Genomic DNA, 23,572 nt, shown 5'->3' with positions numbered 1-23,572 from the left:
AAATCGTCATAACAGCCGGATATAAGAAATAAAGCGCAATTGAATGATGGCATAGCTGCCGTTCTCATACCCGAATACTTCCGAGGTGCGGATCGTAACAGCCGATCCGTCAACCGATACCAGCGTTCCGCATATCGTCTCCAAGGCGCTTGCAATCTGCACCTCTTTGTTCACGAAAGACAGTAGCTCTTCAATCATCGTTCCACCTTCTTTCCTGTCAATTGAAAGGAGACCAGCTGTTCCAGCGGAACCATAACCATCGTTCCTCCAGGCTCGCGAACGACCAAAAAATCGCCGCCTACCTTCGTAATAGTCCCTTCGACTGTACCTGCCGACGTTAATAATTCGGCTGGCTTGCTTGTGTATGGCTCGAATACTTGCCTGAGCTTATTCAAGTTGTACGAGCCGGCATCGCGTTGTCCCTCCATTCCGAGCGAAGCCAATTCTTCCCGAATCGTTTGACGCAGCTCTGCCAGAAGTTCCGACATGTCATGCGGATTCGAACCTTGCGGCTGTATCGCGCTAGCATGAGGCAGCAGACGAGCAAGCCCGTCGAAATATTCCTTCAGTTCTTTCTCGTTTACGATAATTTTCATCGCTCCATCCTCTCTTTCCCTCTCTCGGAAACTATCAATCTCCATACTTACTAACGTATACAGTTAGAGGGTTGAACGATTGAGTCATATCACCAGTCCTCTTGAAAATTTTTTCATAGAATGACAAAAAGGACATCTTCTCCGACTGGGAAGATGTCCTTTTAATTGATCATGTGGCTAACGCAATAAAAAAACCTTATCTGCGAGAGGCAAAATACAAGGTTTCATGCTCGATCTATGTAATTAAATTAAGAAACGAATCAACTTTCGTCCCTAAAAAAATTAAAAATCAATATTTTCCAATTTCAGAGATATCCTCGATCTCTATAATAGTATTATAACCTGGATTTTATTATAAGTCTATACTTTATTAGAAAATATCGGTATATTTCTTTTCTGGACTTAAAATTCATTTAAGGAGGCGTCATTCCATGATTGCGCTGCAAGGTATTACTAAGTCATTTAAGGTTGCTCGGCGGACAGCCGGGGTCCGGCAAGCGGTTAAAGCCCTGTTCGCCCGGGAGCATACGATTGTCGAGGCGCTCCACAATATCTCATTTGAAATCTCCCCGGGTGAAATCGTAGGTTATATCGGCCCGAACGGTGCCGGTAAATCAACCACCATTAAAGTCATGAGCGGTATTCTCGTACCGGACAATGGAACATGCAAAATTTTAGGCTACACGCCTTGGCAAGACCGCGCGGCGTATGTCCGGAATATCGGCGTTGTCTTCGGTCAGCGAACCCAGCTGTGGTGGGATGTCCCCGTCATCGATTCCTTTGGACTCTTGCGCGATATTTACAAAATTCCCGGCGATGTATACCACGCCAACCTTGCGATGCTGACGGAATCGCTTGCGCTAACGGACATTGTGCAGACGCCTGTCCGGCAGCTTAGCCTGGGCCAGCGCATGCGCTGCGAAATTGCCGCTTCCCTTCTTCACGACCCTAAAATTCTATTTCTCGATGAACCGACAATCGGTCTTGATGCCGCCAGCAAAATCGCCGTCCGACAGTTTATCAAGCGAATCAATAAGGAGCGTGGCGTCACGGTCATCTTGACTACGCATGACATGAACGATATTGAAGCGCTCGCCGACCGGATCCTAATGATTGGCAAAGGTACTCTTCTCTATGATGGAACGCTGAACGATCTGCGCAGCCGATTCGGATCGAAGCGGATTGTTACGGTCGATTACCGCGAGCATTACGAACCGGTACCTATCGACGGGGTTACTTGTCTGTCGTGGTCGCCGGAGCGTGCCGTGTACAGCATGGATATCGAAGTCACTCCGGTAGCCAGCGTAATTGCCAGGCTATCCGAGCAAGTTGAGGTCGTTGACCTCGAGGTTGGCACAACGCCAGTCGAGGAGCTTGTGCTCGAGCTCTATAAGGAGCACCGGATATGAATACGTACCTGTCCGTCTGGAAGCTGCGTTTTGTAAGCGGACTGCAATATCGGACTGCCGCAATTGCCGGCATGGCTACCCAGCTGTTTTTCGGTTTTGTTTTTATCATGGTGTATGTCGCTTTCTATGCACACAGCTCGGCTCAGCCCTCTATGTCGCTTGAGCAATTGGCTACTTATATATGGCTGCAGCAAATTTTCCTCGCTTTTGTCATGCTCTGGTTCAGAGACAATGAGATCTTTAATCTGATTACAAGCGGCAATATCGCGTATGAATTATGCAGGCCATGCGGGATCTACTCCTTTTGGTATGCCAAGCTGCTTGCCCAGCGTTTAGCGAGCGCTATCCTGCGTTGCGTCCCAATTCTTCTGGTGGCTTTCCTGCTGCCGAAACCGTATAACTTAACCATGCCGCCTACGGCAACAACCTTTGCCCTGTTTGTGGTGACTCTTCTGCTAGGACTCGCCGTCAATATCGCCATCTCCATGTTTATCTACATTTCCGTCTTTTGGACGATGTCCCCCGTCGGATCCACCCTGGTAATCGCCGTGATCGGAGAATTTCTGGCCGGGATGATTATTCCGGTTCCCTTGATGCCGTCTTGGATGCAGGCCATTACTTATGCGCTCCCCTTTCGCTGGACGGCCGATTTTCCGTTTCGCGTCTATTCCGGGCAAATTCCGCAATCCGAGGCGGTTTGGGGCATTCTCATTCAATTCGTGTGGCTTGCCGCATTAATCCTGCTTGGCCGATGGTGCTTGAAGCGGGCTCTTCGCCAGGTCGTTGTACAAGGAGGTTAATTCGCATGTATCTGTATCTGAAATATATATCCATCCTGTTCAAATCGCAGGCGCAATATCGTCTCTCCTTCTGGCTGCTGACTGTGGGGCAAGCGCTTACTCCGCTAACCGTGCTCGCCGGATTATACTTTATGTTCGCGCAGTTTGGACAGGTAAAGGGCTGGACTTTCTACGAAGCGGCTTTATGTTACGCGGTTATCGGACTTAGCTATGCCCTCAGCGAGACGTTCGCCCGCGGTTTCGATATGTTCTCAAGCCTGGTTGGCAGCGGCGACTTCGACCGTCTGCTTGTCCGGCCTAGAAGCACCATTCTGCAGGTGCTGGGTTCCAAATTCGAATTCGCCAGAGTTGGCCGGATGCTGCAGAGCTTGATTGTATTGTTCTGGTCGCTGAGCAAACTGCCGATTGAGCTTACTTTTCCGAAGCTTTTTACGCTTATGCTGATGATTGTTTGCGGGGTGCTGATCTTCTCGGGATTATTCGTTGCCACCGCCTCGTTGAGCTTCTGGACGATTCAAGGCATAGAGGTGGCTAACGTCTTTACCGACGGTGGCCGGGAGATGGCGAAATACCCGCTGTCGATCTACGAGAAATGGGTAACGAATTTCTTTACCTACGTCATTCCGTTAGGCTGCGTCAATTATTTGCCTCTCCTCTACGTGCTTGGCCGAACCGACGGACATCAGCTCCGGTATATGCTGTCTCCGCTCGCAGGCGTAGTCTTCATCCTCCCTTGCCTGCTGCTATGGCATATTGGCGTCCGGCATTATCGCTCGACGGGTTCGTAACTAGCGGACCTCCCTCTCGTCTTCCTCCTATATGATGAAACAGCCTCCGCGCAACATTGGGCGGAGGCTGTTTGGCATAAGGAACAAATCAGTGACGGAGTGTAGGGAGCAAAAGGTTTGGGTATAGTATCAAGAAACACAAAACTTTTCCAGTGGCAGGTGCTGCAACTCCAATGTCATCCCATAACGAACGCACCGTTTCGCAAAGAAATGCCGCTAAAGCGGTTAGTCCTTCCCTCACGGAAAATGAACAAACGCTCCGTTCCATATTCGAGAACTGTTCCGATGTAGTCTTTCGGCGCATGACTATTCAAGGCAACATCTTCCTGCTGCTTGTGTACGTCGACGGTATGATCGATAAAGATCTCGTTCAAAACACGATCCTTAAGCCATTGCTGTATGAGGGAATTCCCCAAGGTCTCGGGACGCTTGGCAGCCTGGCGCAAATGCTGGATATGGAGCTTATTGCGGCTTTGCAGACCCAGAGGATTACCAAATTCGAAGAGGCCGCCGACCTTATTTTAAAAGGAAATGTTGCGTTTCTCGCAGACGGCGATCCCTTCGTTCTTCTTGCGGATGTCTCCCAATACGAGACGCGTTCCATTGAAGAGCCTTCCACCGAAGCGGCTCTGCGCGGCACCCGCGAAAGCTTCACCGAACTTCTTCGAACGAATACAACGCTGCTTAGACGGATTATCGTGACGCCCGATCTGAAGATGGAATCTTTTCAAATCGGCAAATTGACGAAAACCGAGGTTGTTCTTGCGTATATCGATGGTCTTTCCACCCCTGCTCTCGTTAATGAAGTAAGGACCAGAATCGGCGCAATCGACATTCAGAGCGTCCTGGAATCCGGTTATATCGAAGAATATATCGAAGATACGAGTTATTCGCCGTTTCCTCAAATGCAAAGCACGGAGCGGGCCGATGTTGTGTCCGCGGGTCTGCTGGAAGGAAGAGTTGCCGTCTTCGTTAACGGATCTCCGATCGTGCTTGTCGTTCCGATGACGTTCTGGGACGGTCTTCAGGCCCCGGATGATTATTACGAACGATTCCTGTATGTAACGATGAACCGGTGGATCCGCTATTTGTTCGCTCTTTTTTCGATTCTCTTCCCGTCCATTTATATCGCGCTGACTACTTATCATCCCGAGATGATGCCTCCGAAACTTATGCTGAGCATTACGGGGCTTAGGGAACAATCTCCTTTTCCAACGGTGATCGAGGTGTTCCTAATGGAATTCATGTTCGAAGGATTAAGGGAAGCCGGGATTCGCCTGCCGCAGCAAATCGGTCCGCTCGTCAGCATCGTTGGAGCTTTAGTTATCGGTCAAGCGGCCGTGCAAGCGGGAATCATTTCGGCTCCTATTGTTATCGTCGTATCGGCAGCCGGTATCTCGTCCTTTGTTATTCCGCGATACCGGTTTGGTTATCCGCTTCGAATGCTGAGATTCCCGCTGCTCGTTCTGTCCGGGTTATTTGGTCTCTTTGGCGTTGCGCTTGGATTGATCATGATTCTGTCCCACCTGATTCAATTAAGCCCGCTTGGAACGCCGTATCTTGAACCGATCGCGCCGACCAGTAAAAGCAAGCTGAAAAATGTTTTTTTGAGAAGGCCCAGAAAGCGCATGAATTAAGGCGGGATCCATTCAATGAAAAAATACTTGATAACCATATGCTTATTGATTCTGTCAGCGGCAACGGCCGGCTGCTGGAATCTTAAAGAGCCTGACCAGCTGGCGATTGTTATCGGCGGAGGGCTGGATATAAATGCGGAAGGAAGGCTGGATGTCAGCTCCCAGATTGCCGTTCCGGCTGGTTTGGGAGGTCCGGATACCGGACCCAGCAAGAAAAAAAGCTTCGTAGTAGTCAGCGCTACCGGCAAGGACTTTATGGATGCGGGTCAGAATCTGCAGACGCAGCTATCCCGCACCTTGTTCTACGCGCATCGCCAGACGCTGCTGATTGGCCAGCGTATGGCCGAGCAAGGAATGGATAAATATTTGGATATGGTCGTGCGAAATCCGAAATCGGAGATGAGATCCGTCATTTTTGTCGTAAAAGACGGAACGGCGAAGGAAATCCTTGCCACGGAGCCTGTCTTTGATCCGTTGATCAGCACGGCATTGGGAAGCGTTCAGTTGGCGCTTGGGATGAAACCTTATTACTATAGGGAATTTCTGTGCGACTCGCGGACAAAAGGCGGAGCCGTATTGTTGCCGGCCATTAGTTACAATGCGAGTACAAAAAGGCTCATCTACGCGGGAGCAGCGATTCTGAATAAGGAAAATTCGCATAAGCTTAGCGGATTTCTGAAGCCCGACGAATCGTATTATGCGAATTGGATTAAGGGAAGACAAAGAGCGCTTACCGTTTCAACCTCGGGGACCCAAAGCAATGGCAGTATCAGCTTAAGGGCGCAAGCTCTCAAGAGCCGGATCGGAGTGGTCAAAGACTCGAAAGGCATGCACATACATATTCAATTAAGCGGAAAAGGCAACCTTGTGGAAAACAATACAATGCGGGACCCTTCCCAAGGCAAGGAGCTCCGAAAAATCGAAGAAAGCTTAAGCCGTGAAGCTGAGCAGGCCGTAAGCAAGCTGGTCCGTAAAGCTCAGGGGCAATATAAAGCAGATATTTTTGGAATCGGCAAGCATGTGCATCGCAAGTTCCCCGGTGAATGGAAATCCTTGCAGAATAACTGGAACGAGACATTCTGCAGGCTTCCAATCACGGTAGAGGTACAGCTTCGGTACGAGGATCCGGGACAAACGAATTCTTCGATATGATGTTCAGCAGGCATGCGGGAAAGGACGAAGGAAATGAAAATTACGGGGTGGCAATTATTCTGGATTGTGGCAACCGCGGAAGTGGTGATGGCTGTCTGGCTTCGCATATCGCCTGCCGTGAAGATAGCGGAACAAGATGCTTGGCTGTCCATGCTCCTGGCATGCCTGCTAGGCGGGGCGATCACCGTTCTGGTTGTCAAGGTCGGCATGCTGCATCCCGGCCAAAGTCTGGCCCAATTCAGCCGGGAGCTCTTTGGGCCATGGCTGGGCAAAATCGTCACCCTTCCCTATTTTACGGCCTGGTTTATTTTATCCGGAGATGTCCTTCGTTCTTTTGCGGATTTCCTTCATCTGGTCCTCTTGGACAAAACGCCGGTATGGGTGCTGATGGCCATGATTCTGATTGCCGCCATTTACTTGGCGGGTACAAGCGGAATTAAGGGGATCGGTCGTTTTTGCGAAATCGCGGGACCTCTAACGATTCTTACCCTCTTGGTGAGTTTTCTTCTGAATGCAACAAACGCGAAATGGATTAATTTGCTACCGGTGGTTGGCGATGCAAGCCTGACGGAAATCGTAAGCGCCTCCTTCGCGCCAACTTCGTTTCTGGCTGAATCTTTTATGGTGCTTGTTCTGTTGTCGTTTGTATCCAATCCCAAGCATATTGTGAGGAAGGCCTTGGCAAGCATCTGGTTAACCGGGGGCATGCTTATCCTGTCAACGCTGATGGTTCTTATGGTGTTTGGTCCAACGGTTGCCCAAGAGCTTCGATTCCCTTATTTCATGCTGGTTCGGTCGATCAACATTTTGAATTTCATTCAGAATGTCGATATTCTTGTCATCTTTATTTGGATATTCGGAGTGTTTGCGAAAATGTCGCTTTACTTGTTCATTACCAGCTATGAAATGGCTCAGTCCTTCCGGATCAAGTCCTGGAAACGCCTGTTCTGGTTCACCGCTCCTCTCATTTATATCATTGCGCTGGCCATCCCTAATGAAGCAGCCATAATGACGCTCCAGAAATTGTGGGAAACGATCGTTATTCCGGTATGCGCGATAGGTATACCGATAGGTCTGTGGATTATGACTTCCGCCAAAAGAAAATTAGTCAACACCAAATAAACAGAGTGAAGTTTAAAAAGAGCGTTCTATCCGCCAAATCGCGGAGAGAACGCTCTTGCTTCGCCTATACCTCTTATTTTTTGAAAGTCGAGGCGTCGTATGCTTTCTGCAAAATTTCCAGGTAACGGTCAAGCTTCAGATCTTTCAGGCCTTTCAAGTAGCTGTCCCAGTCCTTGTCAAGGCTCTTATGACCGGTAATGAATTGCAATTCGTTCTCGTCAATGTAAGTTTTGATGTTGGTTTGAAGCATGGTTGCTTCGTCTACTTCGGCAGGATCAAGCCAAATCGCCCACAGCGGGAACAATTCTTTCGGCTCATGTCCTTGGTAGAGCAGCGTTGCTTGATACAGACGGCGTTCGTAGTTCGCGGAATCATAGATGTCCGAGCCTTGTACCCAGCTGTCGCGGTATTCTTTCGGCATATAGAAGTGCGCCATGCCGCTCCAGCCAGCGTTGCGCGGTGCTTCGCCTTCCGTCGTAGGAATTGGCGCTACCATCGGCTTGACGTTTTCTCCAAGCGCAAGATCGCCTTCCTTCGGATCTGTCCAGTCAATGCCTTTCATGCCGGATGCGCCGTTCGTTTGACCTTCAGGCGTAAACATGTAGTCTACCAGTTTGATGAGTGCGATTTGTTTTTCTTCGCTTGCTTTGCTCGTGATCGCGAACTTGGCTCCGGGAGATACGCCGCCGCCGTCATGCGTTGCCAGCGATACGCCGTTAGGACCGGTAAGCGGAGGAACCGGATTGTAGTCCTTCGAATTTTTGTTGCCATGGTCAATGTTCAGGAAGATCGCAGGGTGCATGCCGGCGCCGGCGCCAAGAATTTGAGCATCGCCGTTTTCGCCGATTTTTTTGAACGCTTCGGCATTTTGCGTAAACGCGCCCGGATCAATCAAGCCTTCGTCATACAACGATTTAATGTACGCCAGGCCTTGCTTCCATTCGTCCGTAACCGCGGCCGAGCCAACTTTGCCGTCTTGCAGCATCAGATGGTTGCGGTCGTCGTCGTAGACGAAAGCATTCATCAGGTAAGGAACAACGTGAACGCCGAACTCTTCGGTCGAACCGCTCAGAGGAACCTCATCTTTTTTGCCGTTGCCGTTAGGATCCTGGTTTTTAAACGCTTCGAGTACCTTTTTGAAATCCTCGGTTGTTTTCGGCATTTCCAGGTTCAGCTTTTCCAGCCAGCCCGTATTCAGCCACAATTTGTTCGGGTACGAACAGTGGAAGCATTGCGAGTAAGCGGGAAGGCCGTAAATGTTGCCATCCGGCGCTACGCTGAACGCTTTGAAGTCCGCGTTGGTTTCAAGGGCTTGCTTGATGTTTGGCGCGTATTTATCGATCAAGTCGTTCAGCGGGATAAGTACGCCTTGCTTGCCGTATTTGATCAGGTCCGCTTGCGAGAACTGATCGATGTAGGCTGTCAGCATGTAGGCATCCGGGAAATCGCCGCTCGCCAGGGAAATTTGGCGTTTTTCCTTGGCGCCGTCCGATGGGATAGCTTCAAAATTAAACTTGATGTTGAATTTCTCTTCTACGAATTGCGTGAATTTGTTCGTTGCCAGGTCGATGTTAGGCTCTTGTACCGCAAACAGCTTAATATCTACCGGTGCGGCTGGTTTTTCGGTTTCGGTGTTTGTTGAAGCGCTGTTAGCGGGTTTGTTGCTGGCTGGCGCATTGCTGCCTGCATTGTTTTTCGAGCAGGCCGATACGACCAAGCTGACCATTAAGACTGTCACGAGCAGAAGGACCATTCTCTGTTTTAACACGTGCAATCGCTCCCTTTTAATGAATTCCGGTAAGTTTTGCTTGCTGTAATGAAGATGTGCTTCATGCTGCGCTTTGAACGGCATTCCCCCTTTCCATGTCCACGAAATTAGCCCTTGACGGAACCAACAAGCATCCCTTGCACGAAATACCGCTGCACGAACGGGTAGATAATGAGCACGGGAAGCGTTGCCACCACAATCAAAGAGTATTTGAGAAGCTCCGCCAGCTGCTGGCGCTCAACCTGCTTCAAGGCGTCCATATTGGCGCTGCCGCTGTTATTCTGGATAATGATGCTGCGCAAAATAAGCTGCAGCGGATACTTGGTGTCCGATTTCAAATAAATCAAGGCATCAAAGTAGGCGTTCCACTGCCCTACCGCATACATGATGATAAGTACGGCGATAATCGGCTTGGACAGCGACAACACGACGCTGCGCATGAAGCGCAGATCGCTGCAGCCGTCGATTTCGCTTGCCTCTACAAGCTCGGACGGAATCGATTGCTGGAAGAACGACCTTGCGATAATAACCTGCCACACCCAGACCGCATTCGGGATAATGAGCGCCCATCTTGTATCGATGAGGCCCAGGCTCTTCACAACCATGTAGGTTGGAATCAAGCCGCCGCTGAACAGCATCGTAAACGTGATAATCATCATAATGGCGTTTCTTCCGAAGAAGGTTGACCGCGACAGCGGATACGCCAGCATAATGGTCAACGTGACGCTGACGAGCGTGCCCGATACCGTATACAGCAGCGAGTTGCCGTAACCCGTCAACACCTGAGAGTTTTTGAATAATGCTTCGTATCCCTTCAGCGAGACGTCAACCGGCCACAACCAGACCTTGCCTGCCGAAACGGCGGACGGACTGCTGAACGAGCTGCTCAAAATATAGATAAGCGGATAGAGTACGGCGACAAGCACAAGCGCAAGAATGATATAAATGGTGATGAGAAATACTTTATCGCCCGATGATTCTCTGATTTTATTCCTTACCTTCGCTACATTAGCCATGCAAACACCTCTTCATTACCAGATGCTGGATTTCAAAAACCGTCGTGCCAGTGCGTTAACCGTAAATAGGAGAACAAGATTGATAACCGAGTTGAACAAGCCGACAGCCGTTGCGAAGCTGTAATTCGCGTTCAGCAAGCCGATCTTGTACACGTAAGTAGCGATAATCTCCGAGTTGGCGATATTCAGCTTGTTCTGGAGCAAGTACACTTTCTCGAAGCCAATCGCCATAACGTTCCCGACGTTCAGAATGAGAATGATGGAGATCGTTGGCAGAATACCGGGCAGATCAACGTTCCAAATCTTCTGGTAACGTGAAGCTCCATCCACTCTTGCGGCTTCGTACAGGGTTGGGTCGATACCCGATAATGCGGCCAAATAAATGACGGCAGAATAGCCGGCCGTCTGCCAAATGTCGGACCAGACATAGATCGACGAGAACATGCCGGGATTACCGAGAAAATTGACCGATTCCATCCCCAGATGATTCATAAGCACATTTACGAAACCAAGCCTTGGCGCCAGGAACAGCATGATAATCGACACCATAACGACCGTGGAAATAAAGTACGGCGCGAATGTCACGAGCTGCACGAACCGTTTGAATTTCTGGGCTCGCACTTCGTTCAGCATCAAAGCGAGCAGAATCGGAATCGGGAATCCGGCAAGCAGCAGATAGAAGCTGAGCATCAGCGTGTTTTTCACAAGCGAGCCGAATATCGGATTCTCGAAGAACAACCTGAAGTTGTGGAATCCGACCCAAGGGCTTCCCCATATGCCTTTCGTGACGTAATAGTCTTTGAAGGCCAGCACCGCGTTCAGCATCGGGTAGTATTTGAAAATGATAAAGAACAACAGCGGCGGTGCTACGATAAGATACAATTGCCAGTGTCTAGCGAAGCTCTTTCTTGCGCTGAGACGTTTGCCGGCGGCTTCCAAACGAATCCCCCCTATTAAATTGAGTAAACCGCGTCTTGATGGATGACAGCGCTTTCTACAGGTTTGATCATAGGGGATTTCAAGGGTGCCGGAATAGGTACAATTGCGTCATTCAGCGTACAAATCTCCCGAAAATCGAGGGACAATTCCGCGTGGTACGGCCATTTAGGCCTTGCGGCACCGTACAATTACAGCAAAAAGGCCGGCCGCGTGCGCCGCGGCCGGCCTAAAGCTTTATTTTGTATTTTTTTCCTGCAGCCACGTATCGTACGCTTGCTGCATGATCTCGATATAACGGTCGGATCCGAGTGATTCCAATCGGGTTACATAGGAAGTCCAATCCTTATCCAGATCCATCTGGCCGGTAATGAACTCCATGGCGCTCTCATCGATCTCGTTTTTAAGATTGGACTGCAAGAGACTTGCTTCATCCGCGCTTTCGGGATCAAGCCATACGGACCACATCGGAAAGTATTCCTCCGGTTCATGCCCTTCGTATAATTTCGTCGCTTGAAACAGCCTTCTCTCATATCCGCCGGGGGCGTAAATATCCATGTCCTGCACCCAGCTGTTCCGGTAGGATTTCGGCATATAGAAATGCCCCATCCCGCTCCATCTCGTATTATGCGGTGGATCCCCTTCTTTGGGCGCAATGCTGGCGAACGCTGCCGGGATATCCGGATCGAGCGCCTGCTCCCCTTGCACGGGCTTCCTCCAGTCCACGCCTTCCTTGCCAATCTCCGCATTCGCCTGACCTTCCGGCGTGAAGAGATAATCGGCCATGCGGATGAGCGCGATTCGCGCCTCGGGACTAGCTTTGTCCGTAATGACGAATTTGGCGCCCGGCATGATGCCGGACGGATAATATACCGCATAGGAGGCATGCGGTCCACTTATAGGCGGAACCGGCACGTAATCGCTCCCTCTCTTGTTGCCAGGCCCGGTATTTACGAATATCGCCGGATGCATGGCCGTACCCGCCCCCAATATCTGAGCTTCGGCATTCTCGCCAAGCTTGTAGAACGCGTCGGAATTTTGCGTAAAAGCGCCTACGTCGATAAGCCCTTGATCATACAAGGACTTGACGTACCTCAATCCTTCCTGCCATTCGGGCTTGACTGCCGCCAAACTGACTTTTCCGGTCGCCACGTTCAAATAGGTCCGGTCGTCATCGTACACGAATCCATTCATTAAATAAGGAAGCACGCGTACGCCAAACTCCTCGGTAGAACCGCTGAGCGGTATTTCATCCGGCAAACCGTTGCCGTTCGGATCGCCATCCTTGAATGCCAGAAGCACCTCGCGCAGCTGCTCCGTCGTTGCCGGCATTTCCAGCCCAAGCTTTTTGAGCCACTTGTCGTTTATCCAAAGCTTATACGGATACGAGCAATGGAAGCAATCGCTATAGGCGCCAAGACCGTAAATGTTGCCGTCCGGGGCCGTATTAAGCGCGCGCAGCCCGGGCTCTTGTTCAAAAGCCGCCTTAATATGAGGCGCATACTGTTCTATAAGATCGTTCAACGGATAAAAGATTCCTTGCTTGCCGTAGCGGATGACGTCCGCTTGCGAGAACTGGTCAATGTAGCTGGTCAGAATATAAGCGTCGGGATAATGACCGTTAGCCAGCGAGATTTGCCGTTTCTCCTTGGCTCCTTCGTACGGAATCGTCTGCCAGTCGAAGGCTACGTTAAACTTCTGTTCCAATAATCTCGAGAATTCGTTGGTCTTCAGGTTCTGGCCGGCGTCTTGCTGCGCAAAGACGCTTATCCGAAGCGGGTTATTCGTTTCGGCACCATGCTGCTCCGCCGTATTGCAAGAGGAGAGCGCCAGGAGAACCGAGTAAACGCAGAGAACAGTGCAGGCTATACGAATAAGCTTGTTCAACGCATTTCCTCCCTTCACCCTTCCACCGTTTGCCTGTAAGAGCTTGGCGAAACGCCGGTTACGCGTTTGAAAGCCCGACGGAACGAATGGGAGCTGTTGTAGCCGACACGGGATGATATTTCGTCAACCGTATACCGGTTTTCGCGGAGCAGCGCGATCGCGTTCTCCATCCGTACCTGCTCCAGATAATCGGACAGGTTCGAGCCCGTTACTTCTTTGAAGAGCTGGGAAATATATTTTTCCGGTCGCTCCACGGCTTCGGCTACCCGGTACAAGGTCAGGTCGGAATCCGAGAAATGACCGGAAATATACGTTTTTATTGCTTCAATAATCCTTGTATGTCCGTCATTCTTGCGGCTGACGACGATCGAGCACATTACGCCCGTAATTTCTTCGATTTCAGCCTGGAAGGATCGTTTATCGGTAGCGTGCAGCGCAATGATCCGGTCTTTCAGCTGTTCGAACATGCCGGATTCCATAAAGGACTTCTGATCGAGCAGCTTCAGCAAAGTCCCCTTTAATTCGCCCGCCAGCTGCTGCCACATCTCTACGGACAGCTCGCGCTGCTCGGTGTTGAGCGACATTACCGTACGGACGATTCGGCTTGTTTCCTCCGTTTCTCCCGCCCGGATCGTACCGATCAAACGCAGCTCCATCTCAAGCGGATAGTAATAGGTTGCGCTCTCGAGCCTGGTTTCCTCAAACCAGACGATCCCTTTGCGGTCGGCATGAAGCGCTTGATCCATGGTCTGCTTCGCCTGCTCATAGGAGACGCTGACTTCCGTCTCCGATGCGAACGCTTCGCCAAGCGCCGCGATAAACGTAATCCGGTATTCGGCGAACGCATGCTTGGACAGCTGATCGAGCAGACTGGCAATCTCGTCCCTTCCTATCGTATTGCCGGTTTCCGCTTCCTTCGACGCGAATACGATAACAATCCGGTCGGAGCCCCAATCGGTGGTCAACGTAAAACCTGCGATGTCGAGGAGTGCCTGCTTCAGCAGCAGCCTTGCGGCATGAAGCTCATTCAGCACCTCCACGCTGTCCATGCCCGTATAGCCTTGCACCTGTAAAATGCATACGAATCCGGAATTCCCGTAAATGCCCGTATTCGCTTGAGAAGCGGCAGCGAATATTTCTTCGCGCGTCTGCAGTTCTCCGGAAAGAAGCCGTTTCAGGAAAGCATCCCGAATGAGCGGAAGCTGCCTTCGCAGCTCGGATTCCAGCTGATTGCTGCTGCGGATCATCTCCGCGATGTTCCCGTGCAGGAAGTCGTATTCGTTTCTTTCCGTCGTGTCGTCTTTTCCGAACTGTTCCTTAACGACAGACACCAGCTTATGGATTGGCATGCTGTTGCGGTAAGCCAGCATCAAACCAACGAATAGACCAACGGCGATGGCAATGCCGGTAATCGTCCAGGTGATGAATTTGATCTGGTTCGCATACTCCAGCAAAGCATGTCTCGGTATGCCGGAGCGGTATACCCAGCCGTTCGTATTGGAATGAATCGTGATGACTAGATCGTCCTTGTAGAACTGGCTGGTTTTATCCGCGTCAAAGCTCGCATCCTTGGCTAACGCCTGCATGTCGGGCACGCCGGTCCCGAGCGAAGCAATGGTTCGGCCGCTGGCATCGCTAATTTGCGTCCAGCCGCCGTATTTGTCCGTGATGCCCGTTAATAGATTGGTAATCGTCTTCTCGTCGATCGTAACAACCACTATGGCGGGAGACGAACCGCTAAAGCTGTCCAGCGGCAAAGACTGCATATAGGTGACGACCGAAGTAATGGTTCCCCTATTGTTGTATTGGCGCAGCGGCATAATTTCGCTCCGGTGCGTCTGTCCGAGAATGGACTGTCTCCATTCCGCCAATGACTGGTCTTCATAGCGGAAGCTTTCATAGAAATGCTCGGGTCTAACGTAAGCGGAGCCTGGCGTCAGAATGACGTTGTAATTTCCCAGATAAATATAAAATTGCTGCAGAAAATCATTGGTCTGTCCAAACGTCAGCACGCTGCGCAAGATCCGCCAGATGCCGTACACATTCGTCTGCTCTCCGGAGCTCTTCTCGTTCATCAGTACATTTATATCCGGATTGATGGCAAGCTGTCTCGTAAATCCTTCAACCTCTGCCATTCTTCGCTCCAGCAGCTCTTTGCTCTTCTGCAGCTGCATGACGCTGTTCTCAATGGACAGCTTCTCCGTGACCGAGATGGAAGTGTGATAGGATAGGAAGCCGGCGATGCTCGGAATAATCAGAATAACGATGTACGATACGAGGAATCTCCTAAAAACGCTGTTAAACTTTTTCATTCGCCACCCCCTCCCTGATATGCTGGCAGCGCTTACACGCTCTTTCTCTATTATCCTATAAAAATCGTTTCCCCGCACTTCATTTTCCCGGGCATAAGCAGACCTTTCGTTTATCGTAACATTGAAGAATCTATTCGTATTTGCATATGCGTCCTTTGATTTGACGATTAATCCGGTGGATAAAGAAGAACCGCAAGCAGCCATAGCGCTGCTTGCGGTTCTTTGTAGGATTCCGTTATTGAATTGGGGCAAGGTTAGCCCCGTCGATTACGGTATAAGAAGAGCTGCCCGGCGTCTTCCAGCCTACCGCGACATGATCGTCTCCTCCTTCTTCCTTATGCAGGACTTCAACATAGTAACGCTGGCCGGTCGTTAACGTAATTTGTCCGGATTGCTGGCCCGTGTTTTGAGTGAAGTTCAGCGGATATACCCAATCGACAACTTCCCCAATCTGCGCTTTGTTGGCAGGATTCGCATCCGTACTGAGGTACAATACGCTGTTATTATCTCCCGCGATTGAGAATTGATAGATACCCGTTACCGAAGGGACAATATAGCCGCGGATCCGCGTGCCGTAATTATCGCCCCAGTTGGACGGCGCCTGGAAGCTTGTTAACGAGCTGGTTCCGGTAGGTGCCGTACCGGTCGGGATGCTGGCAATCGTACTTCCCGTAATATTCGTCCAGTATTCGCGCGTGATGGAGCCCGTAGGCGTCTGGCCGCCGGACGCGTTTGTCGTAACGTTCAACGCAGCGCTTGCTGCCGACACGTTGCCGGCGGCGTCTTTCGCTTTCACCGTAAAACTGTAGGTCGAGCTTGGAGACAAGCCCGTTACATTAAGCGACGTGGCTCCCGTTGTTGTGCCCGCAAGCGTTGCTCCGTTGTAGACTTCGTATCCGGTTACGCCCACGTTGTCCGTCGAAGCCGACCAGGACAGGCTTATGCTTGTGGACGTCTTCGATGGCGAAGTAAGCCCTGTTGGCGCCGTTGGAGCTTGCGTATCGCCAGCCGGAGCATTCGTCGTTATGCTTAGCGGGGTGCTTGCGGCAGATACGTTGCCGGCGGCATCCTTCGCCTTCACCGTGAACGAATAGGTTGTGCTTGGGGAAAGTGAGGTTACGTTAAAGGAAGTGGCGCCCGTGGTTGATCCGGCGAGGGTACTTCCGTTATAAATGTCGTAGCCCGTAACACCCACGTTGTCCGTCGATGCCGACCAAGTCAGATTAACGCTTGACGATGTCTTCGAAGGAGAAGACAATCCGGTTGGAGCCGTAGGCGCCTGCGTATCGCTTCCGCCACCGCCGGCAGCCATGTTTACGTCGCAGGTTTTATATTGTCCGGGAGCCGGATCGCCAAATATGTTGTTGGCGCACATGACGCCATTTGTATACGTGCCGTAATTGTATAGACCTGCGGCGCCGTAGCGGACTTCCTTCGTTCCCGTGAAGCTGCACATATTGTTCTCGCCCGCGCATGCTACCCATACGGGTGTCGGAATCGAGCTGGTCGTCACGCTGATGGCGCTGCTCAGCCCGGAGGTATTGCCTGATGCGTCCTTCGCTTTGACGGCAAAGCTGTAAGCGGTGTTGGAGGTCAAGCCGTTAACCGTAAAGGAAGTCGTGGTTGGGCCAACCGTCGAACCCGCCATCACGCCGTCCTTGTAAACGTCGTAGCCGGCAATGCCGATATTGTCCGTAGATGCCGTCCAAGTCAGCGTAACGCTTGTATCGGTCTTCGACGGAGACGCCAAATTGGTTGGCGTAGTAGGAGCCGTTGTATCCGGCGGCCCCGCGATAACGGTAACGGACTGTTCCTTTACGCTGGCGCGTCCGCCGTTATCCCAAACGCCAAGAATAACTTGATAAGTACCGGGCTTCTGATAAGTATAGGTTGGACTGACTGTCGTAACCGGCAGTCCTTCGCCGAGATCCCACAAATTCTCGACGATGGTACCGTTATCGGTCGATGTATTCGTGAACGTCACGGATTGACCGAGCTGCACGGTCAGCGGAGCGGTGAAGTTCGCTACCGGCTTCGGATCGCTGAAGCCCCTGCTTGTAAGCTGCGTGTTATTGCCGTTGCCGCTGACCGTATTGTTGCTCCACTCCAGGTCCGCTGCCGAGGAAGGATATTGGTCGATGGATGGCCCGGCGTTGTTTGTAATGATGTTATTAATGAAGCTTAGGCGATCGGTACCGCCCGCGGTAGTAATTTCGATTGCTTTTCGTCCGTTATTCGTAATCGTATTGCTGTCGAACGTCACGTTTTTCGTATTGCCGTGAATGCGGACCGCGTTGCCGTCGTAACCGGGATAAGCTGCTTTCGGATTGCCGGCGGCACCGTCTTTAAACGTATTTTTGTAAAAATATTGGTATTGCTCCGTTTGTCCCGTGCCTTCGCCTTGCAGCTGCATGCCCCACATCACCATATTCTGGACCGTGTTGTAGTTCCAGAGCTGATAGCCGGTACCCGGCGATTGTTGAATGCCGACCTGCTGGCCGCCGTCAACCATATTGCCGGAAGTGACGCCGTGGTCAACCATCACCTCAAGCCCCATATTCCCCACGGTTGTGCTGGAGCCGACATAGTTGTTGCGAACCGCGATATAAGCCGACCGAACCGTGCTGATCCAATGATCGACCGTATTGTTCTCAACCAGGGAATAATCTACGTTGGTATGGAGCTCGATGCCGAGACCTTCCATTTTCTTCCCTGTGCCGGCGACCGTATTCCCCCGAACAATTGCGTAAGGGCTGTCGTCGTTTATAAAGATGCCGCCGCGTCCGGTTTCCGCAACATAGTTATTCTCGACAAGCGCATGATCCGAGCCCCAGCCAACGCGTACGCCGCCGCCCCAGTCCGAATTGACCCCGATATTGGTTACCACGCTGTCCGCGATGGTCAGGTTATCCGTGTTGATACCGTATAGGGCAAACGGGCCGAACCCGGAAGACATACCGAAATCCTTGACCTTCAAATTGAGCATTTTATTGCCGCTGCCGTTTTCCGATACAACGGCGGATTGCGGGACCGCGCTGCTGCCCGCGTCAAGCGTCATGGACGACACTTCGGCGCCCGACAAGTTGTAGAGCGAGAAAAACGTATTAGCGGAGGTCGAATTGTATTTAATAATCGTGTTGTCCCTGCTTTGTCCCGTAATTTTGACGCCGGATTTTCCGCTAACCGCGGTTCCCAGATAATACGTGCCATCGGGAATAAAGACCGTATCGCCGCTGACAGCCGCGTTAACGGCCGCTTGAATAGCCGCGCTGTCGTCGCCCGTGTCCGTGCCGTTTGCGCCGTACGAAGCGACATTCAAGGTTGCGGCGTAAGCAGGCATCGCGGGTATGACGGGAAGCAGCAAGGCTGTCGCGCATAAAAGGCTTACGATTTTTTTGTTGGTCCTGGAAGTCCGTATCGACTTGGCTAATCTCATAAGTTCACTCTCTCTTTCGTTACTGGAATAATGGCATACAGATGCTTCCGGCTTCTTCTCCCCTGTTATGATTGCTAAGAAGTTCCTCTCTCTGCTGCTAACCGCTCTGAATCAGTCTTCACCTCCCTTATCCACTCCTTCATCGTGCCTGATCACGAATCAGATGGAAACTGTTCAATTCTCGAATAGCAGCACATTAAAGCTGTATTTCGCGTTAAATACTGTATTAATCGTTTTGTATGGGACTGTACAAAACAAAAAAGCCCGCAGATTCTCTGCGGGCCACGCTAACGTTATTTTTTGCGATCTGAAAGCTCTCGAATCCGTTTTTCGTTTAGATTCTCATTTTTCCAGAGCGGCTTGAATGTGTTGGTTCAGCGCTGCTATATCGATTGAAGACGTTGGCTGATCCGATAATTTGAAGCTTTGCTTAAGCTTGACGATGCGATACACGCTGGCATCCAGAACAGACGGAGAGATTTCTCCGTTCTGCGCAGCTGCAGTCAGTGCATCGATAACGGTTTGCTGCTGAATGGGGTCATGCCCGACAAGAATGATATCCGCGCCGGCTTGCACGGCTTGTACGGAGGCTGGCCCGATTGGTTTAACCTTTCCTATGGCTCCCATTGTCATATCGTCCGTAATAACGACTCCGCCGAACTTAAGCTCCCCTCTCAAATAATCCTGGATAACTTTTTTTGACATAGAGGCTGGTGTGTTCGGATCAAGCTTGGTCATTAAAATATGCGCGACCATTACCATTGGCGCTCCTTGCTTAATTGCCGAGCTGAACGGTACAAACTCAATGGAGCGGAGCCGTTCCAGATCATGAGCGACAACAGGCAGACCGAGATGCGAATCAACGGAAGTGTCGCCATGTCCGGGAAAATGCTTGACCACCGGGACTACCCCTTCCGATTGGATGCCAAGCATCTCCTGCACGCCCATGCTGCTGACCAATTCTGCCGTAGTTCCGAAAGCGCGGTTGCCGATGACCGGATTTTTGGGATTTGTGTTAATATCCAGTACGGGTGCGAAATCGGTATTCAAGCCAATCGCTTTCACCGCTTCGCCTAATGCCGTGCCCACCTGATAGGCATATTGGGGATCGTTAGTCTTTCCGATCGTTCTGCTTGCCGGAAATGCCTTGATTTGCTTCGGCAACCGGGACACTCGGCCACCTTCTTGGTCCGTGCTCAAGAGAAGCGGGAGCTTTGCTCCATTATCTTGATTAATCCGTTTTAGATCATTAACCAGCTTAATTGTCTGAGATGCCGACGCGATATTATTGCTGTATAGAATAATTCCGCCAACATGGTTATCCTTGACTAGCTTGCTTATTTCGGGCTGTATTTCCGTGCCGTCCATCCCTACCAATATCATTTGCCCGATTTTTTCGGACAAGCTCATGGATGCTACAAGCTGGGCTATCGGATCGACAGGCTTTGGCGTCTCGCTGATTACAGGCTGCTGTTGCTCTGCCGTCCCGCATCCGGTTAGAACGAGGAGCGTAAAAATTGTCGCGTAAAGCGTAAACATTCGAAAATATCGCATAGGATCCTCCTTTGGGCTTCTTAAGCAGTCGTCTTGAGGAACTTTAAATATGTACGCAAAACCGTCCGAAAACCGATTAGAAAGAGAAGCTAAGTTGTTTAGCTACAACTTAGCTTCTTCCGATTATATCATGGCCGCTTGCCTGGCACGAATCTGTTCCCTGGCCTTTGGTATCATGTAAAATACTCGATCTTGGCTTCCGGAAAATGCTCGTTGATCCGTTTATAAAGAAATTCCTTGAGCGCGTTAGCTTGCTCATCGGGGTAAACGTATTTCCCCTGTCCCCAGCGGCCCCATTTGTATTTCCGCTTCTCTTCGTCCATTTCCAGCTTGGATTTGGGATAGCGCTGCTGAATGATATTTTTGGCTGTTTTCGTATAGCGATGCTGTATCAGCTCGAATGTCAGATCGGTGCACGCTTCCGGCGGAAGCGCTAGTTTTAATTGACTAATAAGTTCGGCGTAACCGTCTTCCCATCCTTCATGCCAAATGATCGGCGCAATAATAAATCCAAGCGGATAGCCGGCATGGGCAACCTTGCCCGCTGCGGTAATTCGCTCGTAGAACTTCGACGTGCCCGGCTCGAAATGCTTGATGACATAGTCGGCGTTTACGCTAAAACGAAACCGGGTATGCTTGTTATGCTTCGCATCCAGGAGCGGCTCGACATGATGGTATTTCGTGACAAAACGCAACCGTCCAAGAGGTTGCTGCCCCATAAATTCGATGTATTCCTTCAGTGAGCCGGAAATATGCTCAAGGCCAACGGGATCGGAGGTGCAAGCTGCCTCGAAGCGGGTAATCTCCGGAGCGCGCTCCTCGATATATTGTTTAGCCTGGTTAAGAATATCGTCGGTGTTTACGTAGACGCGAATATACGGTTTGGCTCCAAGCGTTGTCTGCAGGTAGCAATAATGGCAATGCCCCATGCATCCCGTAGCAATCGGTATGGCATACTCGGCCGATGGCTTGGATTGGTCGAATTTTAATGTCTTACGAATGCCCACGACGAGAGTACGTTTCGCAATCCTGTACTTCTCCAGATCGCTCTCCCCCGGCAAGTTCGTTATCCGGTTATGCGAGGTCGTCATTTGAATAGGAAGCCCTTGTTCTTTGGCCCATTCATGTATTCGTTGGCCTTTCGGATAGTTCAGCGCATCAGGCTCAAAATAAACAAGCTCCGGAACGAATACCTTCGTATCGCGTGCCGGCGGAGTCAATAACCCGGTTGAATTGGACAAATCAGCTCACCCCACTGTACGATTCATTTCGCGATCAACATTAGGGTGGACGAAATCGTCAATTTCATACGAATAAGCGCGTATCCGGTAACCGTAGTGCATAGATCTCAGGCTATACGCGCAAGATACAGCGTGGAACCTGACTAATGATTACGCAGAACCGGGGGATTGCCATGGCGGAAAAAAATATTCTCGCTTATTTCAAAAGTCCCGAGCAAGCAGAAAAAGCACTCGAGCAAATAAAAGCGTTAAAGCTTGTATACAGCTCCATTAACCGGTTTGACGGATATCCGGGCGACGGATCGGATCGGATTCGCAACCCGATAACCGGCGATTTCCCCGGACTTGGTTACTTGACTCTGGGAGGGGATTTCTCTGATCGGGATGCCGCCATCCTTGCGGCAGCCAACGTTAGCGCAAGCGGCATGAGTTCCGGGGGACAGTCTGATGAAACAGCCGGACGCGACATTCTTCTCACTGTCGTTATCGATGAAGACGATTATGAACAAGCGGTAGCTATCGCGGAGAAGGCTGGCGCCCTTGTATAACGTGCAAGAAAGGGATATTCCCGGTTGAGGAATATCCCTTTTTCGCGTTCAAAAATGCAATACTTCCTGATTCAACGGTGACAGCCCATGCGACTCCTCGATGTGAATAAACGCGTTGTACCTCTGAGGCAGAACAGATGGAACGTAATTCCCCCGCTCTCGCCGAGGATTATAGACAACACCTATCGCGCGGTGTCCAATCGGCTCCGAAAGAGATAAATCTTGCTCATCGAACAGCAGGATTTTGTCAAAAGCGCCCGCTCGATGCATCAGGTCTTCCCAGCTGTCCTTACGGGCTTCCGGCACGCTCATTGTTATCATCTCTCCGCCCCACTCATCCGAAGCGATAACGGTTCCCCTATGCGTGCCGAAACCGATGGCATAAACACGGTCCTCCCCGTATTTCTCCCGAACCAGCTGGCCGACGTTCACCATACCGTCTTCGAGCATATCCGTTGCGCGGGCGTCGCCGATATGAGTATTATGCTCCCACACAATAACCTTGGCCCCTTGGCCGTGAAAGGCTTTGATTCTGTCCAGCGCTTCCACCATGTGCTGATCCCGAACATTCCAGGATTCGGGTCCTCCACGCACCATCGACTGATAGTAACGCTCGGCGTTTACGGCTACGAGTGCGTTCAGCTCATCGCTGAGGAGCGCTTCGTCACGGTTGTCGCTCTGCTGTCTTTTCCTTTGAAGGTCTCTCAATAACTGCACAACTTCTCCTTCGCAGCTTTCGGATAAAAATGCAGCGGAAACCCCGTAGTTTTGCGGTTCGCGGTTATAAGGATCAAAGCAGGCAAACGCCTTGCGCGCCGTCTTCAGCTCCGGCGAGCCCGTTTTCTCCAAATGCTTCAAAATTTCGTCCATGGATTCCCACAAGCTGTATACGTCAATGCCGTAAAAGCCAATCTTCGACTTCGAAGATAGAGAACGATTGTAATCATGAAGCCATTCCGTTAATTGCAAAATTTCTTCGTTAGCCCACATCCAGGTCGGCCAACGGTTATAGTCGCGGAGCGCCTCTCTCGGATTTGGAGCAGCGCCGTTGTACTGTTTTACATATCGATTGAGGGTATAACAGGAGGGCCAATCACCTTCCACCGCAATAAAAGAGAAACCTTTCTCGGCAATAAGTCTCTTGGACAACTCCGCTCTCCAAGTATAAAACTCGGACGTTCCGTGAGAGGCTTCGCCCAATAATACAAAATCCGCATCTCCAATGGCTTGGATTAATGGGTCAAGATCCGCTGCGCTTCTTAGCGGGATTGATGATTCTTTTATTTTATCCACTACAGTTTCGCTGTTCGCCATGTTCGTTTATTCTCCTAACCCTAGAAATCGCAATAAGGTGCTATCTCATAGCGTTA

At 50.8% G+C, this 23,572-nt stretch carries 18 protein-coding genes; 7 read left to right on the top strand and 11 right to left on the bottom strand.

What is annotated here, in order from left to right; all coding sequences use genetic code 11:
- Positions 1 to 6 precede the first annotated feature (6 nt).
- Complete coding sequence (locus tag ACR9FF_RS15545) at positions 7 to 198, bottom strand: hypothetical protein (protein ID WP_201005637.1); 192 nt, start codon at positions 196 to 198, stop codon at positions 7 to 9.
- Positions 195 to 596: a hypothetical protein gene (locus ACR9FF_RS15540; protein ID WP_317979567.1), complete on the bottom strand. Its 402-nt coding sequence runs from the start codon at positions 594 to 596 to the stop codon at positions 195 to 197. Before ACR9FF_RS15540 ends, ACR9FF_RS15545 begins: the two co-directional genes overlap by 4 nt.
- A gap of 431 nt (positions 597 to 1,027) precedes the next feature.
- Between ACR9FF_RS15540 and ACR9FF_RS15535 the strand changes: the two genes are divergently transcribed.
- The 6 genes from ACR9FF_RS15535 (at position 1,028) to ACR9FF_RS15510 (ending at position 7,504) form a co-directional block, all read left to right on the top strand.
- Complete coding sequence (locus ACR9FF_RS15535; RefSeq protein ID WP_435162790.1) at positions 1,028 to 2,005, top strand: ABC transporter ATP-binding protein; 978 nt, start codon at positions 1,028 to 1,030, stop codon at positions 2,003 to 2,005.
- The gene (locus tag ACR9FF_RS15530; RefSeq protein ID WP_435162788.1) at positions 2,002 to 2,805 is read left to right on the top strand and encodes an ABC transporter permease; all 804 of its coding nucleotides are present in this window, start codon (positions 2,002 to 2,004) and stop codon (positions 2,803 to 2,805) included. Before ACR9FF_RS15535 ends, ACR9FF_RS15530 begins: the two co-directional genes overlap by 4 nt.
- Before the next feature lie 5 nt (positions 2,806 to 2,810).
- Positions 2,811 to 3,593, top strand: a complete 783-nt coding sequence (locus ACR9FF_RS15525) for an ABC transporter permease (RefSeq protein ID WP_435162786.1) — start codon at positions 2,811 to 2,813, stop codon at positions 3,591 to 3,593.
- Between the two features lie 173 nt (positions 3,594 to 3,766).
- The gene (locus tag ACR9FF_RS15520) at positions 3,767 to 5,230 is read left to right on the top strand and encodes a spore germination protein (RefSeq protein WP_435162784.1); all 1,464 of its coding nucleotides are present in this window, start codon (positions 3,767 to 3,769) and stop codon (positions 5,228 to 5,230) included.
- A gap of 15 nt (positions 5,231 to 5,245) precedes the next feature.
- Complete coding sequence (locus tag ACR9FF_RS15515) at positions 5,246 to 6,382, top strand: Ger(x)C family spore germination protein (protein ID WP_435172011.1); 1,137 nt, start codon at positions 5,246 to 5,248, stop codon at positions 6,380 to 6,382.
- Between the two features lie 33 nt (positions 6,383 to 6,415).
- Positions 6,416 to 7,504, top strand: a complete 1,089-nt coding sequence (locus tag ACR9FF_RS15510; RefSeq protein ID WP_435172010.1) for a GerAB/ArcD/ProY family transporter — start codon at positions 6,416 to 6,418, stop codon at positions 7,502 to 7,504.
- A 73-nt stretch (positions 7,505 to 7,577) separates the two neighbouring features.
- On the opposite strand, the gene ACR9FF_RS15505 is transcribed toward ACR9FF_RS15510, so the two are convergent.
- The 8 genes from ACR9FF_RS15505 to splB form a co-directional block, all read right to left on the bottom strand.
- Positions 7,578 to 9,257 carry an extracellular solute-binding protein gene (locus ACR9FF_RS15505; protein ID WP_317979670.1) on the bottom strand — a complete coding sequence of 560 codons (1,680 nt, stop codon included), beginning with the start codon at positions 9,255 to 9,257 and terminating at the stop codon, positions 7,578 to 7,580.
- 122 nt (positions 9,258 to 9,379) lie between these two features.
- Entirely contained in the window at positions 9,380 to 10,288 is a 909-nt protein-coding gene (locus tag ACR9FF_RS15500) for a carbohydrate ABC transporter permease (protein WP_127496290.1), read from the bottom strand.
- Positions 10,289 to 10,303: 15 nt separating this feature from the next.
- Positions 10,304 to 11,227, bottom strand: a complete 924-nt coding sequence (locus ACR9FF_RS15495; protein ID WP_127496289.1) for an ABC transporter permease — start codon at positions 11,225 to 11,227, stop codon at positions 10,304 to 10,306.
- A 234-nt stretch (positions 11,228 to 11,461) separates the two neighbouring features.
- Complete coding sequence (locus tag ACR9FF_RS15490; protein WP_435172009.1) at positions 11,462 to 13,111, bottom strand: ABC transporter substrate-binding protein; 1,650 nt, start codon at positions 13,109 to 13,111, stop codon at positions 11,462 to 11,464.
- A gap of 14 nt (positions 13,112 to 13,125) precedes the next feature.
- Positions 13,126 to 15,423, bottom strand: coding sequence for a helix-turn-helix domain-containing protein (locus ACR9FF_RS15485; RefSeq protein ID WP_127496287.1), 2,298 nt, complete (start codon positions 15,421 to 15,423; stop codon positions 13,126 to 13,128).
- A 235-nt stretch (positions 15,424 to 15,658) separates the two neighbouring features.
- A complete protein-coding gene (locus tag ACR9FF_RS15480) occupies positions 15,659 to 18,859 on the bottom strand; it encodes a fibronectin type III domain-containing protein (RefSeq protein ID WP_435172008.1) in 3,201 nt (1,066 codons plus the stop codon).
- Between the two features lie 342 nt (positions 18,860 to 19,201).
- Positions 19,202 to 20,413 carry a beta-N-acetylhexosaminidase gene (nagZ, locus tag ACR9FF_RS15475; RefSeq protein WP_435172007.1) on the bottom strand — a complete coding sequence of 404 codons (1,212 nt, stop codon included), beginning with the start codon at positions 20,411 to 20,413 and terminating at the stop codon, positions 19,202 to 19,204.
- Positions 20,414 to 20,586: 173 nt separating this feature from the next.
- Entirely contained in the window at positions 20,587 to 21,654 is a 1,068-nt protein-coding gene (splB, locus tag ACR9FF_RS15470; protein ID WP_317979558.1) for a spore photoproduct lyase, read from the bottom strand.
- A 173-nt stretch (positions 21,655 to 21,827) separates the two neighbouring features.
- Between splB and ACR9FF_RS15465 the strand changes: the two genes are divergently transcribed.
- The gene (locus ACR9FF_RS15465) at positions 21,828 to 22,202 is read left to right on the top strand and encodes a hypothetical protein (protein WP_435172006.1); all 375 of its coding nucleotides are present in this window, start codon (positions 21,828 to 21,830) and stop codon (positions 22,200 to 22,202) included.
- A 48-nt stretch (positions 22,203 to 22,250) separates the two neighbouring features.
- On the opposite strand, the gene ACR9FF_RS15460 is transcribed toward ACR9FF_RS15465, so the two are convergent.
- Positions 22,251 to 23,516: an erythromycin esterase family protein gene (locus ACR9FF_RS15460; RefSeq protein ID WP_435172005.1), complete on the bottom strand. Its 1,266-nt coding sequence runs from the start codon at positions 23,514 to 23,516 to the stop codon at positions 22,251 to 22,253.
- Between the last annotated feature and the right edge of the window lie 56 nt (positions 23,517 to 23,572).

It is taken from the genome of Paenibacillus glycanilyticus (assembly GCF_051200795.1).
GTDB classification, from domain to species: Bacteria; Bacillota; Bacilli; order Paenibacillales; family Paenibacillaceae; genus Pristimantibacillus; species Pristimantibacillus glycanilyticus.
Note: the sequence above shows the minus strand (reverse complement) of the source record. Positions and strands in the feature narration are given on the sequence as shown.

Excerpts from the sequence above, each read along its gene's own strand:
- ACR9FF_RS15515 (WP_435172011.1), top strand. The coding sequence starts at position 5,246 with ATGAAAAAATACTTGATAACCATATGCTTATTGATTCTGTCAGCGGCA.
- ACR9FF_RS15530 (WP_435162788.1), top strand. The coding sequence starts at position 2,002 with ATGAATACGTACCTGTCCGTCTGGAAGCTGCGTTTTGTAAGCGGACTG.
- ACR9FF_RS15535 (WP_435162790.1), top strand. The coding sequence starts at position 1,028 with ATGATTGCGCTGCAAGGTATTACTAAGTCATTTAAGGTTGCTCGGCGG.
- ACR9FF_RS15540 (WP_317979567.1), bottom strand. The coding sequence starts at position 596 with ATGAAAATTATCGTAAACGAGAAAGAACTGAAGGAATATTTCGACGGG.
- ACR9FF_RS15460 (WP_435172005.1), bottom strand. The coding sequence starts at position 23,516 with ATGGCGAACAGCGAAACTGTAGTGGATAAAATAAAAGAATCATCAATC.
- ACR9FF_RS15500 (WP_127496290.1), bottom strand. The coding sequence starts at position 10,288 with ATGGCTAATGTAGCGAAGGTAAGGAATAAAATCAGAGAATCATCGGGC.
- ACR9FF_RS15510 (WP_435172010.1), top strand. The coding sequence starts at position 6,416 with ATGAAAATTACGGGGTGGCAATTATTCTGGATTGTGGCAACCGCGGAA.
- ACR9FF_RS15480 (WP_435172008.1), bottom strand. The coding sequence starts at position 18,859 with ATGAGATTAGCCAAGTCGATACGGACTTCCAGGACCAACAAAAAAATC.
- ACR9FF_RS15465 (WP_435172006.1), top strand. The coding sequence starts at position 21,828 with ATGGCGGAAAAAAATATTCTCGCTTATTTCAAAAGTCCCGAGCAAGCA.
- ACR9FF_RS15525 (WP_435162786.1), top strand. The coding sequence starts at position 2,811 with ATGTATCTGTATCTGAAATATATATCCATCCTGTTCAAATCGCAGGCG.
- ACR9FF_RS15520 (WP_435162784.1), top strand. The coding sequence starts at position 3,767 with ATGTCATCCCATAACGAACGCACCGTTTCGCAAAGAAATGCCGCTAAA.
- ACR9FF_RS15485 (WP_127496287.1), bottom strand. The coding sequence starts at position 15,423 with ATGAAAAAGTTTAACAGCGTTTTTAGGAGATTCCTCGTATCGTACATC.
- ACR9FF_RS15545 (WP_201005637.1), bottom strand. The coding sequence starts at position 198 with ATGATTGAAGAGCTACTGTCTTTCGTGAACAAAGAGGTGCAGATTGCA.
- nagZ (WP_435172007.1), bottom strand. The coding sequence starts at position 20,413 with ATGCGATATTTTCGAATGTTTACGCTTTACGCGACAATTTTTACGCTC.
- ACR9FF_RS15505 (WP_317979670.1), bottom strand. The coding sequence starts at position 9,257 with ATGGTCCTTCTGCTCGTGACAGTCTTAATGGTCAGCTTGGTCGTATCG.